This window comes from Pseudomonas sp. HY2-MNA-CIBAN-0224, from assembly GCF_040310285.1.
Lineage (GTDB): Bacteria > Pseudomonadota > Gammaproteobacteria > Pseudomonadales > Pseudomonadaceae > Aquipseudomonas > Aquipseudomonas helleri.
This window is the reverse complement of the sequence record NZ_JBEOPQ010000042.1, coordinates 18,002-32,474: the sequence shown is the minus strand read 5'-3', so window position 1 is coordinate 32,474 and position 14,473 is coordinate 18,002. Positions and strand designations below refer to the sequence as shown.

The 14,473-nt window shown below is 57.6% G+C and carries 9 protein-coding genes; 3 read left to right on the top strand and 6 right to left on the bottom strand.

The features are described 5' to 3' along the window. Positions 1 to 23: 23 nt before the first annotated feature. Positions 24 to 695 carry a DNA-3-methyladenine glycosylase I gene (locus AAEZ03_RS17895; RefSeq protein WP_350580379.1) on the bottom strand — a complete coding sequence of 224 codons (672 nt, stop codon included), beginning with the start codon at positions 693 to 695 and terminating at the stop codon, positions 24 to 26. A 55-nt stretch (positions 696 to 750) separates the two neighbouring features. Next, positions 751 to 1,575: a tRNA 2-thiocytidine(32) synthetase TtcA gene (ttcA, locus tag AAEZ03_RS17890; RefSeq protein WP_350580376.1), complete on the bottom strand. Its 825-nt coding sequence runs from the start codon at positions 1,573 to 1,575 to the stop codon at positions 751 to 753. A gap of 265 nt (positions 1,576 to 1,840) precedes the next feature. Here ttcA and AAEZ03_RS17885 point away from each other — a divergent pair, with 265 nt between their 5' ends. Continuing rightward, entirely contained in the window at positions 1,841 to 2,443 is a 603-nt protein-coding gene (locus AAEZ03_RS17885) for a Yip1 family protein (RefSeq protein ID WP_048369698.1), read from the top strand. Positions 2,444 to 2,595: 152 nt separating this feature from the next. Continuing rightward, complete coding sequence (locus AAEZ03_RS17880) at positions 2,596 to 3,090, top strand: SprT family zinc-dependent metalloprotease (protein WP_350580374.1); 495 nt, start codon at positions 2,596 to 2,598, stop codon at positions 3,088 to 3,090. 48 nt (positions 3,091 to 3,138) lie between these two features. Here the strand turns inward: AAEZ03_RS17880 and AAEZ03_RS17875 are convergent, their stop codons facing one another. The 3 genes from AAEZ03_RS17875 to AAEZ03_RS17865 all read right to left on the bottom strand — a co-directional run bounded on the left by AAEZ03_RS17875 (position 3,139) and on the right by AAEZ03_RS17865 (position 6,920). Then, positions 3,139 to 4,476: a dicarboxylate/amino acid:cation symporter gene (locus tag AAEZ03_RS17875; protein ID WP_048386849.1), complete on the bottom strand. Its 1,338-nt coding sequence runs from the start codon at positions 4,474 to 4,476 to the stop codon at positions 3,139 to 3,141. A gap of 423 nt (positions 4,477 to 4,899) precedes the next feature. After that, positions 4,900 to 6,246 carry an ATP-binding protein gene (locus AAEZ03_RS17870; RefSeq protein ID WP_048386747.1) on the bottom strand — a complete coding sequence of 449 codons (1,347 nt, stop codon included), beginning with the start codon at positions 6,244 to 6,246 and terminating at the stop codon, positions 4,900 to 4,902. Continuing rightward, complete coding sequence (locus AAEZ03_RS17865; protein ID WP_048386745.1) at positions 6,243 to 6,920, bottom strand: response regulator; 678 nt, start codon at positions 6,918 to 6,920, stop codon at positions 6,243 to 6,245. The genes AAEZ03_RS17870 and AAEZ03_RS17865 overlap by 4 nt, the downstream gene beginning before the upstream one ends. A 146-nt stretch (positions 6,921 to 7,066) precedes the next feature. Here AAEZ03_RS17865 and AAEZ03_RS17860 point away from each other — a divergent pair, with 146 nt between their 5' ends. Continuing rightward, positions 7,067 to 7,804 carry a 4'-phosphopantetheinyl transferase family protein gene (locus AAEZ03_RS17860; RefSeq protein WP_350580370.1) on the top strand — a complete coding sequence of 246 codons (738 nt, stop codon included), beginning with the start codon at positions 7,067 to 7,069 and terminating at the stop codon, positions 7,802 to 7,804. A 29-nt stretch (positions 7,805 to 7,833) separates the two neighbouring features. Here the strand turns inward: AAEZ03_RS17860 and AAEZ03_RS17855 are convergent, their stop codons facing one another. Further along, positions 7,834 to 14,454 (bottom strand): NEL-type E3 ubiquitin ligase domain-containing protein, encoded by a 6,621-nt coding sequence (locus AAEZ03_RS17855; RefSeq protein ID WP_350580367.1) that lies wholly within the window; start codon positions 14,452 to 14,454, stop codon positions 7,834 to 7,836. Between the last annotated feature and the right edge of the window lie 19 nt (positions 14,455 to 14,473).

Genomic DNA, 14,473 nt, shown 5'->3' with positions numbered 1-14,473 from the left:
ATCACCGCCCCGCTATCTCGTGATTAGTGATTCACGGTAAACGCCAGCATCTGCGACAACTGGCACATCGGCCGACCGCTTTCAGCGTGCCACTGGTTGAACGCGTCTTGCACAATCGCCAGGTCGCGCAGACTGGTCGGTACTTTGTCTACCAGCTTTTGCGCATTGAGCGCCGCCACAACGTCATAGCTCGGCACAAAAGTGTCTTTGCCAACCATGCGCAAGAAGCGTGGCGCCGACAGGCCGCCCAGCTGGTTACCGTGTTTGGCCAGGTACTTCCACAAGCCGACAATGTCGGTCACCGGCCAGTCGGCGATAAACGCGCCGAAGCTGCCGTGTTCGTGGGCAATGTCGAGGATCAACTGGGCATTGCGCGGCACGCTCTTGAGCTTGCCCAAGTGGCGAATGATCCGCGCGTCCTGCATCAGTCGCTCCAGGTGCTCTGCGCCCATCAGCACGACTTTTTCCGGGTCGAAACCGAAGAACACTTCTTCAAACACCGGCCACTTGGCGTCCACCACGCTGTGCTTGAGCCCGGCACGAAACACCCGCAGCGCCAGGGTCGACAGGTAACGGTCGTCCGGGATCTGGCGCAGTTGCGCAGGCGTGCGAGGAACGGGCAACTCGGCTTCCAGCGCGGCGGACGAACCAAAACGGTTCAAACAATATTCGTGCAGCCATTTATAGTCGCGCATGCCCTCTCCTCCGGGTCAGTGGGGTGTCACATGGGGTTCAGAGCCGTGAGCGGGCTTAGAGGTTCAACAGATTAACGAAACGCGGGGTCGCGGTTTCGTCGATCTTCAGGCTGGCAAAATCAAACAGGTTGCGGTCCGCCAGTTGCGACGGGTTCACGTGTTGCAGGCTGCGGAAGATGCTTTCGGTGCGGCCCGGGTTCTTGCGTTCCCACTCTTGCAGCATGTCTTTGACCACCTGGCGTTGCAGGTTTTCCTGCGAGCCGCAGAGGTTGCACGGAATAATCGGGAACTGCTGCAAATCCGAGTAGGCCTGAATGTCCTTCTCGTTGCAGTACGCCAGCGGGCGAATCACCACGTTACGCCCGTCGTCGGAGCGCAACTTGGGCGGCATCGCCTTGAGGGTGCCGTTGAAGAACATGTTGAGGAAGAACGTCTCGACGATGTCATCACGGTGATGACCCAAGGCCATTTTGGTCGCGCCGATTTCGTCGGCGAAGGTGTACAAGGTGCCACGGCGCAGGCGCGAGCACAGCGAACAGGTGGTCTTGCCTTCCGGAACCAGTTCCTTGACCACCGAGTACGTGTCTTTTTCGACGATGTGGTACTCAACGCCCAGCGACTTGAGGTACGCCGGCAGCACATCTTCCGGGAAGCCCGGCTGTTTCTGGTCCATGTTCACGGCCACGATCGAGAACTGGATCGGCGCGACCTTTTGCAGGTGCAGCAGCACATCCAGCAGCGTGTAACTGTCTTTACCGCCCGACAGGCACACCATCACCTTGTCGCCGTCTTCAATCATGTTGAAGTCAGCCACCGCCTCACCGGTCAATCGGCGCAGGCGTTTCTGGAGTTTAAGTTGAGAGACCGAGAGAGTGCCCATAGCGCTTCAATTCCGCGAGTTAAGACCAAAAGCCGGGCATTTTACTTAAAAAAACCGCGCACACGAACCCCCGCCCCCACTTAGACCACATCGCGATAAGCCTAGACCTAACAAAGTGATTAGCTCTAAAGGACTAGGGCGGTCCGGTACAAGGGTTTCTATACTCAATTCAGGCCCTGCACCTGCACACCAGAGGCGTGTGTGCCCGTGCGCGGCCGCGGGAAACCCTACCAAGGACGATGCGTTTGAAACAGGAGTGAGCGCCATGATCCATCACGTTCTAGGTCTCTTTACCCACCCTGATCAAGAGTGGCGCGAGATCCGTGTCGACGCCGAAAAAAGCGTCAGCCGCATCTACCTCACCCACACCTTGATCCTGGCGGCGATCCCGGTGGTTTGCGCGTTTATCGGTACCACCCAGGTGGGCTGGAAGATCGGCGGTAATCCGCCGGTCATGCTCACCCTCGACAGCGCGCTGTGGATGAGCGCCCTGTCTTACCTGGCGATGCTGGTGGGCGTTGGCGTCATGGCGAGTTTTATCCACTGGATGGCCCGCACCTACGATGCCGTGCCGAGCATGGCCCGCTGCGTGGCGTTTGCCACCTATACGGCAACCCCCTTGTTCATAGCCGGGCTCGCAGCGCTGTACCCACAAATGTGGCTGGCGTTGCTGGTGGGCACGGCGGCCATTTGCTACACGGTGTTCCTGTTGTTCGTGGGCGTACCGACCGTGATGAATATCGACCCGGATGAAGGCTTTTTGTTTTCAAGCTCGATCCTGGCCGTGGGTCTGGTGGTGCTGGTGGCGATTATCGCGTTCAGCGTGATCGTTTGGGGGTTGGGGATTGGTCCGACGTATATCTCCTGAGCCTGCTTTAAAGGTGCTCGCGATCTTTTGAAGATCAAAAGATCGCGAGGCAAGCTCGCTCCTACAGTGAGGGGGGCAGACCATTCAGCGCCAAGCGCTTCGGAACCCTTTCCGCTTGCGGCATAATCGCCGCCTCTGGAGACCCGAACCGCATGCCCGAGTTACTCAACACCCGCGTCGAAGACTGTTTCAAACAGGCCGAAGTGTTTTTCAAGCGGCCTTTCAAGCGCCCTATAGTCAGCTTCAAGCTGCGCGGCCAAAAGGCCGGAGTCGCCCACTTGCATGAGAACCTGCTGCGTTTCAACCCGCAGCTGTACCGTGAAAACAGCGAAGACTTTCTCAAGCAAACTGTCCCCCATGAAGTGGCACACCTGATTGCCCACCAATTGTTTGGCGACCGCATCGCGCCCCATGGCGAGGAATGGCAGTTGATCATGCGCGGGGTTTACGAGTTGCCGCCTAACCGCTGCCACACCTACGCGATCAAGCGACGCACCGCAACGCGCTACATCTACCGCTGCCCATGCCCCGACAGCGACTTCCCCTTCAGCGCCCAGCGCCATAACCTGGTCAAGCAAGGCCGGCGCTACCTGTGCCGCCGCTGCCGCCAGACGCTGGTGTTCAGTGGCGAGGCCCGGGTCGAATAACACCCATAAAAAAACCCATCCGAAGATGGGTTTTTCAGGCGCTTAACGTTACTTCATGACTTGCGACGGCATCTGGCCTTCAGCAACCAGTTGATCGTCTTCAGGCAGGGTGTTGTCCAGCGGGCTACCGCCCGACGCCAGCTCGCGCTGCATCACGTCGACGTCCAGCTCTTTAACCCACTTGGCCACAACCAGAGTCGCTACAGCGTTACCGATCAGGTTGGTCAGGGCGCGGGCTTCGGACATGAAGCGGTCGATACCCAGAATCAGCGCCAGGCCAGCTACCGGCAAGTGGCCTACAGCCGACAAGGTCGCCGCCAGTACGATAAAGCCGCTACCGGTGACACCCGCCGCCCCTTTGGACGACAGCAACAGCACCAGCAACAGGGTGATCTGGTGGGTGATGTCCATGTGGGTGTCAGTGGCCTGAGCAATAAACACGGCCGCCATGGTCAGGTAGATCGAGGTACCGTCGAGGTTGAACGAGTAACCGGTCGGGATCACCAGACCCACTACCGACTTCTTCGCACCCAGACGCTCCATTTTCACCAGCATGCGTGGCAGTGCCGATTCCGACGAAGACGTACCCAGTACGATCAGCAGTTCTTCACGGATGTAGCGGATCAGCTTGACGACGCTGAAGCCGTGAGCGCGTGCGATGCTGCCTAGCACCAGCAGTACGAACAGTACGCAGGTCACGTAGAAGCAGATCATCAGTTGACCCAACTGAACCAGCGAACCCACACCGTAAGCACCGATGGTGAACGCCATGGCGCCCAGTGCACCCAGTGGCGCCAGCTTCATGATCATGTTGATGATGTTGAACATGACGTGAGCGAAGCGGTCGATGAAGTCCAGCACCGGCTTGCCGTAGGCACCCAGGCGGTGCAGGGCAAAACCGAACAGTACCGAGAACATCAGCACTTGCAGGATGTCGCCGTTGGCAAACGCACCGACGATGGTCGACGGGATCACGTTGAGGATGAAGCCAACGATGCTTTGATCGGCGCCTGCTGTAACGTAAGCCGCGACTTTAGAGGCGTCCAGCGTGGACACGTCGATGTGCATGCCAACACCTGGCTGCACCACGTTAACCACCACCAGACCAATGATCAGGGCCAGGGTCGAGACAATTTCGAAGTACAGCAACGCATAACCACCGGTCTTGCCAACCGACTTCATGCTCTGCATGCCGGCGATACCGCTCACAACCGTACAGAAAATAATGGGTGCGATAACCATCTTGATCAGTTTGATAAAGCCATCGCCCAACGGTTTAAGCGCAACACCGGTTTCAGGGTAGTAATGGCCCAGCAAGATACCGATAGCAATCGCTGCGATTACTTGCACATACAGAGATTTGTACAGTGGCTGACGAGTCGTCATTGCAAAGTTCCTCAAGTGCATCACACCGTCGTCATTCCATCCGGGACGGCTGATACCTAAAGCGCGAACCCTCCTGTACTTGGAGGGATTTGTTGTTTCAAGCTGCTCTATCGGCAACTCTCGCAACACTCTTTGCAAGCCACGGGCCACTTTGCACAAAACCGCTGCAATGGCTTATTGCACGGGCGCTTGTAGGAAATAGATGATGCGCTTTGTAGGACAATGCTTGGCGGATTTCCGCCCTTTGGCGGGTTTTCGGCAGGCGAAATGGCGGATACCCGCCTGACGAATTCGAAGCCCATCTCTGTAGCTACAGTGTGGGAGCGGGCTTGCTCGCGATGCAGTCAACCCGGTATGCCTGTTACACGTTGTCGATCCAATCGCGAGCAAGCCCGCTCCCACACAGGTCAAGTGCGCTTAAATTCACACTGTCGAGAAGCGAATCCGGAACGCAGCGCCACCCAGCGGTGAGTCGTCCAGGGTCAGTTGGGCGTCGTAGCTTTCGATGATGTCTTTAACCACCGCCAACCCGATGCCCTGCCCCGGATGCTGTCGGTCCAGCCGTTCGCCACGCTGCAAGATACGCGCGCGCTGGTCGGGGGGCACGCCCGGCCCGTCGTCCTCTACGCACACTTCAATGCCCAAGGCATTTCGATGCAGGCTGACCCGCACTTGGCGCAGGCATAGCCGGTAGGCGTTTTCCAGCAAGTTGCCAAGCAACTCCAACAAGGCGTTCTGTTCGATCGGCACATGGCTGAGCGGAGCAATGTCGTAGCTGACCTTGACCTGCTTGTCGCGATAGACCTTGTCCAGCGTGTTACACAGGCTTTCAACCACCGGCAGCAGTTCTACCTGATGGCGCACCAGACCACTTTTACGCAAGCTGGCCCGCTGCAATTGATAGCTGATCTGCTGGTTCATGCGTTCAATCTGGGTTTGCAGCACTTTGGCCTGTTCACGCTCGGTGGGGCGTTGCGCCATGCTTTCACTCACGCCCTGCAACACCGCCAACGGCGTTTTCAGACTGTGGGCCAGGTCATCCAGAGAATCACGGTAGCGCGAGCGCTGTTCACGTTCGCTTTGCAGCAAACGGTTCAGCGAGCCGGTTAAACGCAGCAATTCGCGAGGGTGCTGCTCGCTCAAGCTCTCGCGTTCGCCGGTTTCGATTTCATCCAGTTCCTGACTTAAGCGCCGCAATGCCTGTAACCCCCACGTCAGACCGATCCACAGCAACGCCAGCAGGACAAATAGCGCTGCACCAAACCCCAGGTAGAGGTTTTCGCGCAGCCCGGCGAGTGTCAGGTTGTATTCACGCATGGGTTGCAACGCCACAAAACTGAACGCCGCCGTTCGTCCCCCCAGCGATTTCACCTCAACGTCGTAGACAAAAAATTCCTGACCGCTGTCTTCCCGGATGCTTGCAAACTCATTACCGCGCCCGTCGTAACGGGGCTTGTAATTGATGTTTTCTTCTTGCGTGGCCCGCGAACGCCACACCAGACGACCGTCGCGGTCATAGATGTAGCCCAGCAAGCGGCTGTCCGGCAGGTTGAGTTCCTCATCCGGCAGCAAGGTCGGCATTTTGAGGTGGTTTTTTTCAACCTTCGCCGCCGAAATCAACGTCGTGACATCCGAGGCCAGGCGCTGCTCGATGGCATCTTTAAGGGCAAGGCTAAACGCGCCTTGCATGGCCGGCAGCAGTGCGAGCATAAAAAGGACGGCCAACAAGGTGGCCGCCAGCATCAACCGAACGCGAAGTGAACGAATCAACGACAGCGCTCAGTAAACAGGTACCCCAAGCCGCGTACCGTGTCGATTGGCTTAAAGCCGCTTTCCCCCTCAAGCTTGCGACGCAGGCGCCCGACCAGAACCTCGATCACATTCGGATCACGTTCCTCGTCATCCGGGTACAGCTGTTCCATCAGTCGGTCCTTGGCCACCACTTGCTGATGATGGCGCATCAGGTATTCCAGAATCCGGTATTCGTAGGCGGTCAGTGGCAGAGGCTTCTCATCCAGCACCGCTTGTTTGCGATTGATGTCGAGCACCAGCCCACCCGCGACGATGGTCGACTGGGTGAAACCGCTGGAACGACGCAACAGCGCATTGAGACGCGCTTCCAGCTCTTCGAACTGGAACGGCTTGACCACGTAATCGTCGGCACCGGCCGCCAGCCCTTCGACTTTGTCTTGCCAGTTACCCCGTGCGGTGAGGATCAGGATCGGGAAGGTCTTGCCCCGCGCCCGCAACTGACGAATCAATTCCAGCCCGCCCATACCCGGCAAACCCAAATCAATCATCGCCAGATCGTGATTGAACTGCTCGGTCTGGTACAACGCCTCATCGGCATTGGCCACCGCCTCGACCACATGGCCGCTTTCAGTCAGACGGGTTTGCAAGTGATGGCGCAACAGCGCCTCATCTTCAACCACCAGCAATTTCATCGCGCTCTCCCAAGCCTGTCGCGTCACTAAGGACGTGAGTCCACCACCTATACATTTACCAGCCTAGCCTTTACAGAATAAGGCGTAGGCCCTGAACACACTCTGAACAATTGCACCGCCAGCACAAGGCCAGCAGAATGCACGCCATGAATAGATCTTCAGACTTGCCAGCCTGTTGCACGCCGCTTGGCTGCGACTGGCCCTTGCCCATTGCGCTGCCCGGTAGCGTATGGCGCAGCACCGCCTTCGACCCGGCGCAACTGACCCCGGACGACTTTACCCGCAGCGGTCTGCACCTGCCTGCGAGTATTCAACGATCAGTGGCAAAACGCCAAGCCGAATTTCTGGCCGGCCGCCTGTGTGCCCGCGATGCGGTGCTGCACCTGGACGGCACCCGGGCAACACCGGCCATCGGTGAAGACCGCGCCCCCGTGTGGCCCCGGCACATCAGTGGCGCCATCACCCACAGCCAGGGCCGTGCGGCGGCACTGGTGGCGTTAAAAAGTGACTGGCTGGGGTTGGGCATCGACCTCGAAAACAGGCTCAGCCTTGATCGCGCTCAACGTTTGGCCAAAGAAATCCTCACGCCGGATGAGCTGCAACGCATGGCCGCAGGCACGGTTGAGGACCAGGCGCTGGTCGTCACGCTGACGTTTTCGATCAAAGAAAGCCTGTTCAAGGCCTTGTACCCGCTGGTGCACAAGCGTTTTTACTTTGAGCACGCCGAAGTGCTGAGCTGGTCAAAAGACGGCCAGGTGCGCTTGCGGCTGCTCACCGACTTGTCTGAAGAGTGGCATCAAGGCAAAGAGCTTGAAGGGCAATTTGCCTTGATGGATGAGCAGTTATTGAGCGTCGTCGCGATCAAAGCGAAGGCTGCACGGTAAACAGGGGGATGGCTCCCCCTGTCACCTGATCAGTTCGGTGAGTTGTAGGCCTGTAACGTCAGTTCTTCAATCAACCGGTTGATCTGTTGATCTCTGGCCAGCGTTAGCTCGCTGCCCCTTTGTAACTCAGTCTCTTCGGACAGCCCGGTCTCTTCTGAGAGTGTGGTGTAGTCGCGCTGGTAGTCGGCCTCGATGGCGGCAAAGCGCTGCGCATAGGTGTTCAGCAAAAAGTTTCGCCAGAATTTTTCCTGCATGATGGCGTGCATAAACGCCGGGCCGCCCTCCATTGCCAGGACAGTGTCTCGTGCTGCTGTTAATTGTTGAGGGGTGACGCCAGCAATGGGCGCATACAGCATCGTCCTCGCCTGGGTCGGTAAATCAAGGGGCTGCGCCAGCTCAACACGGTAGAACAGGATCACTTCAGCGGCATCCGGATTGCCCCCCGCCGCCACGCGCCGGGCCACTTCAGCGGCTGACAGCTGATCAACCTGGCGTAACCGGAACAAGCGCCTTGCCAGGCTGAACAGCTCAGCGCCCCGCTGTGCATCCCCCACACGGTTTAGCGCCTCATGCACCAGGACTTCTACTTCCATGTTTTCCAGAAGCACCATGGCCCCATCCCCGCAGCTTCGCTCTTCACGGAAAACCCTGTTCAACAGGGTTTCGCGCAGCGCGGTATTGGTCAGCATTTGATCAATCAGTGTCCAAACCCGGTGTGTCAGGTTTCCCCACTCCTGAGCACTCCTCAGACTGCGATCATTCACAAACAGCGCAAGGGTCTCGAAAAAGTCCCTGACGCTCCCACCTGCGCCTTGCAACAATTGCCATTGCTGCGTTCTGGCCGAGGTTTGAGCCGGGCTGGCGTTACCTGGCAACCACGGCGAAAGATCACTCGCCACCCTCGGTAGTTGAGCGTTAAGGCCAAGCGGATTAAAGCTGTGCGCAATTGTCGGCCCGTAGCCAAAGTCACTGTGGCCTTGGGCCCAGTAAGCAACAAGGCGAGCACGCGTTGGAGCATCTATCGGGTTTCCGGAAATGGTGGTCGACCGGTTGGCACCTGCTGTCCATTGCGGCTCAAACACAGCGTCAGGGATGGTGGTCATCGCATTGTCTCTCAGGTTCGCCCACTCGATATGAGGCAGCGCCCATAGGCCATTGGGCCACTGGCTAATACCTGTATTGCTCAGATCCAGACTGTGCAATTCAAGCATCTGACTGACGTCTGGGCTTATGCCCAAGGGGTTATTACGCAAGCTCAGTGCTCGCAAGTTCGATAGATTGGCCAGTTGCTGTGCCGTTTCTGCCGTGAGGGCAATGCGGTTGTCCATCAGCTCAAGTGACATCAGTTGCGACATGTCAGCAATCGCGGGAGGTAACCGTTCAAGACGATTGCTGGACATATCCAACAGCCGTAAGTGGGTAAAACTGGTGAGAAATTCATTCGAACCACTGCGCAAGTTCATCCCCTCCATCTGCAATGCGCCAACGTGGCTGAAATCACCGCTGATGGCGGGAAGCTCACCGATATCCAGGCCAGACAAATCGAGTTCAAAGCCTACGATGTCACCGCTGTCCTCCATCACAGAGAGTTCGCTTTCGCGGCGCCAGGCACTCTCGATCCTTGCCCTCGCCTGTGCACGGTGCCCAGGCGCCGCTACGCCCACGTGGCTCGTGCCGTAGGGATACAGCCCGATTTGTTCCCAGGCACTCAGTTCGCCTTGCAGCGTTTGAAATTGAGTACGCCTTTGTACAAGTGCCGCTTCACGCTCGACTGGCGTTGCGCCTAACGTGTCGAGGAAGTCGATCACCTCTGCAGGGTCCATGCTCGGGTATAAGTCCCGCGCCTCGCGGATCAGTGAGAAGGGATGGGTGGCGTTATCCAGCGTTATCGTTAACGGGTAAACCGTAAACTCACGATCAACCTTCATCGGAGGTTTACGCGGCGGTGCGGGCGGCTCCAGCCCCAGCAGTTTTTTCAGATTGGCCCGGTGTGCGATAGCCAGGGCCTGAATCTTTTGGTTCAGAGTGCGCGTGTCAGTGACATCCTTGACACCAATCGCTGCCCGCTCAGTGGGCTCCAGCGCATGCAGAATGGACGACAACAAATTATTGCCATTCACAGACTCCGGGTTAACCGGTTGGCCTTCACGTGACCAGGCGCGGTAACGGCCATCGTGCAGGACCAACACTCGCGGAGCCGGGGCATCGTCGGCGCCCATTCGGTCAAGCACTTGGCCGGTGACACTGGCGTCACGCACTTCGATACTCACGTCACCCGGCCACCCCGGTAGCGACTTCAACAGATGCAGCGTGAGCTTTTCGCTGTCCGGCGTCGCCGTAGCGTTCAAATACAAGCCTTCGTAGGCGCGAGCCAGCCGGACTTCTTTGGCCGTCCATTGAAGCTGCTCGGTGACACGCGGCGGCACCAGCCCTTTGTCCAGGTAATGAATGCGCTCATGTCGCGAGGTATGAAGGAGCACGTGTTCAATAACGCTTTTGGGTAATTGCGGGTGATGCTTTTGCACAAGCTGCACGTGCGGATCTGCACTGTGCTCCTGATTCTCGTAGATCGATCTGAACAGATTGGCTTCACGTTTTAACGCGTGGGTGGCGATTTTCTTTGCCAGTGCGAGTATCCGGTTTTCAATGATCGGATCGTACCCCCCCAATAGCGCACGGGTGTCGGCCTCATTCAGGTTCATCAGCAAGGTGCGCAGAAACCGGCCATTGCGCTGGGCATCTATTGAAATCCGGATACGCGGCAAAGTGCTGTCCAGATCGGCACCGTACTCTTTCAAGAGCGCGCCTTGGGCATCAGTAATGTGCAGGACTTTGTCACGGGGCCAGCCCGGCAGACTTTGAATCAGCAGTAGTTGAAAATCGCCACTCGCCTTAGACAGCGTGTGATGGGCCTGCATGTTTTTAACAAAGTCATTGATGTCATCCTCAATATTGAAACGCTTCCAGGTGTCCATCAATAAAGGCGGCGGCGCCAGGTTGTTCATGTGCACACGGCGTAACACCCCTTCATCCGTGTGGCTCACGGTCATGATCTGGCGCCCTACCTCATCGCTGAAACTGAGCCGCTGGGCACGCAAACGGCGCAATAACTTAAGCCCGTCCCACTGTTGCGGCCGCTCGGTTTGCTGACGCCAGGCGCCTTTGTAGTTGTGCTCCAGAATAGGGGTATTCACGCCCGGCATATCGGGATGCACCATGCGCCATTTGTGAATCACGCGGTCAAACTCAACCTGATAGACCGCGCCATGCAAGGCCACGTAGGTCTTGCCCTGAATCTCGTAAAGCCCCAGCTCACTTGGCGGTTGATTACGGGCCAATGACACGCGGCGCTCATACTGGCCGGTGGTAGTGTCCCACAGGTTCACCTCACCATTGGCCTGGCGATTGGCACGCATGGCATCACCCAGGGTTTGGCGCAAGCCGTCGATACCCGCGTCAGTTCCCCCCACTGTTTGACGCTCTTCATGGCTCAAAAACTGCCTGAGGGCCAGGAAAAAACTGTCAGGGGTCTGGGAATACGTGACTGACTCACCGCTGCGCAAGTCAGTGGCTTGATAAACCCCACGCCCCAGATGGGTCAGCAGCACAGTGGTGTCATTTGGCCCACTGGCCACAGGGGCTGGCAAGGAGGGCGTACGGGTTGCATCCACGACCACCAACCGGCGATCCAGCTTGTCGTGCAATAACCCTCGGGCAAATTCACGCGCCCAAAGATCGCCATCGGGGTTGAAAGCACGACGGTGATAAAGCGTATCCAGCGCCAGATCGACCCGCAGCCTGGTCTTCAAGCGCTCGGCGGCATAGTCAAACGCCAGAGGCTGAGCGTTATGCTCCAGCGCCCGCGTAACGGCGTAAGCATTGAACGGATGATCCACCAGCAACGTTTCCAGACTCTCAATGGACAACGAGGGGTTGAGCTCGTGCAACTTGGCCAACAGTGCCGTGGTCGACTCCGACAGCGGGGGGCAGACTAACGGCAAGTACTGTTTGGCCGGGTCTGAACTGGCCACCGGATCACTGCGCTTGTGCCCCTCCAGTGCCGTAAGCGCTTTGAACAGCAAGCCTTTGTCCTCACGTGCCCTGTTGGCTATTTGTTCACGCACCGAGGCAATTCGGCCGGTTTTGCTGATATCGGGGTTGCCGTTACGCCCAAGGGGGGACGTGGCCGGCAGTTGCTCAAGAATCAAACCGAACATCTGCTCCACTTGGCCGCCGCCCAAGGTGGCATCGTGCCTGGCGACATACGTGCCATGATCCAGACGCTTGAGTTCAACATGGCTCTGAAAGGTTCCGGCCAGAGGGTCCTGGCCATACCTTTCGACCCACTGGCCCTGCTGGTTGAACACATCCAGCACGGTATCGGCCGGCCAGTCAGGCAACTGGGTCAACAGGGCCAGCACGGCACCGTCCGCGTTGGCCGGCATTTCTCCGCGCAGCGGCAACTCGTTGATGATCCTGTCGATCAACTGGTCCGCGTGCAAACGGCGAACGCCTTCGGCCAACGGGCCCGATATCAGCTCGCCTTGCCAGACATTGAGCAACTGTTCGCGGGGGGTGCCGGTAATGTCCAGCATCCGCTCAATACGCCCTTGAGCCACGTCAGCCAGGTCACCGGGCAACATGCGCTGCAACAGCTGTGTGTCGCCCAGCGCTTGAACATCGTCCAGCGCCAGATGCCACACCCGGTGCACGGGGTCGTATTTGACGGCAGGCGTGAAGGTTTGTGCGTTATCCGCTTTCAACGCGTAGTGCCGGGCCTTTTGATCAAAGATGACCTCGACCGCCACCGTCTGATCGCCCTCCTGCACCTTGGCGTAAACCTTGCCATCACGCTCGTAGAGCCCATCGCTGTTGGGTGCCAGGTTATCGAGCGCTGCCAGGTGCGGGTAAGCCGTCAGCTGCGGATTCCACAGCTCTGCCGTACCGTCCGCTTTGGTGACTTTGCGCGGCTGGCCCAAGGTGTTCCACAGCTTGCGCATCCGTTGCCGGTGCACCTTGGCGGCCACCCCGATCAACCGCGCATTGATCAGCAGGTCGGCGGTGTCGGCCATCGCACTGGCAAAGGTCGTGGACTCGCCTTTAACGGCCTCTTTCACACCCTGCACAACGCTGTAGGCCAGTGAACCGAACACAGCGACCTGCATAATCGTATTGAGCCCCAACACACCGCCCGGCAAGGGTGTGGTCAGCAAGCCGAGTACCTCATTGCCGAGATCGCTCAGGGCCTCTTTGAACGCTTGCCAATCGCGCACGGATTTAGGGGTGGCCAGTTGGCTAAGGTTTGAGCGATAACGCTCCAGATGGCGTTGAGTAATGGCCTGGACAATGGGTAACGAGTCGCTCTCGTACACTTCAACATACAGTTGCAGGCTGTCCAGGTTGGGCTCGGGAAATACACCTTTAAAACCGTCATACAGAATACCCGCCAACCATGTGAGGCCTTTGGGTCTGGGCTCCTGACTCAACAATTGGCTGAAATAGCCCAAATCTTTCAACCCAAGCTGGCGCATAAACCAGCCTAACTGGCCTTTACCATAGTCACTTTTGAGCTGGTCACGAAACTGTGTAAACGCGCTGGGTACATCCTGGTGCCAGCGCAGAGCGCCCCCCAAACGCTGCGGAAAATAGCTGAAAACGCCCTTTTCATCCTCCACCTTGATGATGAACAGCGGAAGGGGCACCTCACCTGTACCCACGTAATCGAAAATCTCTACGGTAGGGCCAAACAACAAACTGCGGTTTTCGTTTTCACCTGGTTGCCCATATAAAAGTCTGGATCTCTTGGTCGCACTCATTGATACGGGCCAGATGTGCGGGGCTCTGTCGCCCTTTAACATAGCGGCCAACTTGCCATGCTCACGCTGAAATATTTTTGCATACAAACCGTTTCGTAACGCTTCCAGCAACTCGAATTCAAAACTGGCACGCACCGCCACCTGCGTGCGCAGGGTCAACGACCCATGGGTGCCGACGGCCTCATCCAGTGCGGCATGCAACTGAGTACCTAAATCAAGCTGACGCACAATCGCAATAAACGGCCCCGCCGGTTGCCCTTTTAAATCGCTGTTGTAGTCAATATGGCTCGCCTGTTCATAGCTAAACGGCTTGAGCAGCACGGAATCGGTGCGATAGCTGAAGTTCTCACACGCGGCATCCCACAAAGACACAGACTTCACGTGTTCTTTAAATCTGGACTCGTCCACTGCGCGTTTGGTACGGGGTGGAGTAAAGGTGAATTTGGATTCCTGAGCGGCGCTTTGATGCCCACCGATTCGCGCTAAATACTCTACAAAGTCCTCCTTTACATCTTCACGGTAGCGCGTATAAATCCGCGCCTGTTCGGGGTCGATTTCCGCCCCCAGAAGTGTTTTCAGCTCGCGCTTGAGCTGTGCCAGATGAGTGGCCTTGAACGTATCTTTTAGGCGCGCAAGTTCCTGATCCAGGTCCTTTAGCGACTGTTCGCAGCGCTTGAACAGTTCGGGATAGTGCTTTTTCTGTTCGAGCGTCAGTGAAGCGAAGTTCTCTTCATAAATGGCCGACACATGAGCGAGGGCTTCTTTCTGCGCCCACTGCGTATTGGACAGGAGCAACGGCGCACGTTGGCGAACCGCAGGTGATCGACTGGTCATGGACATGACTCCGTTGGAG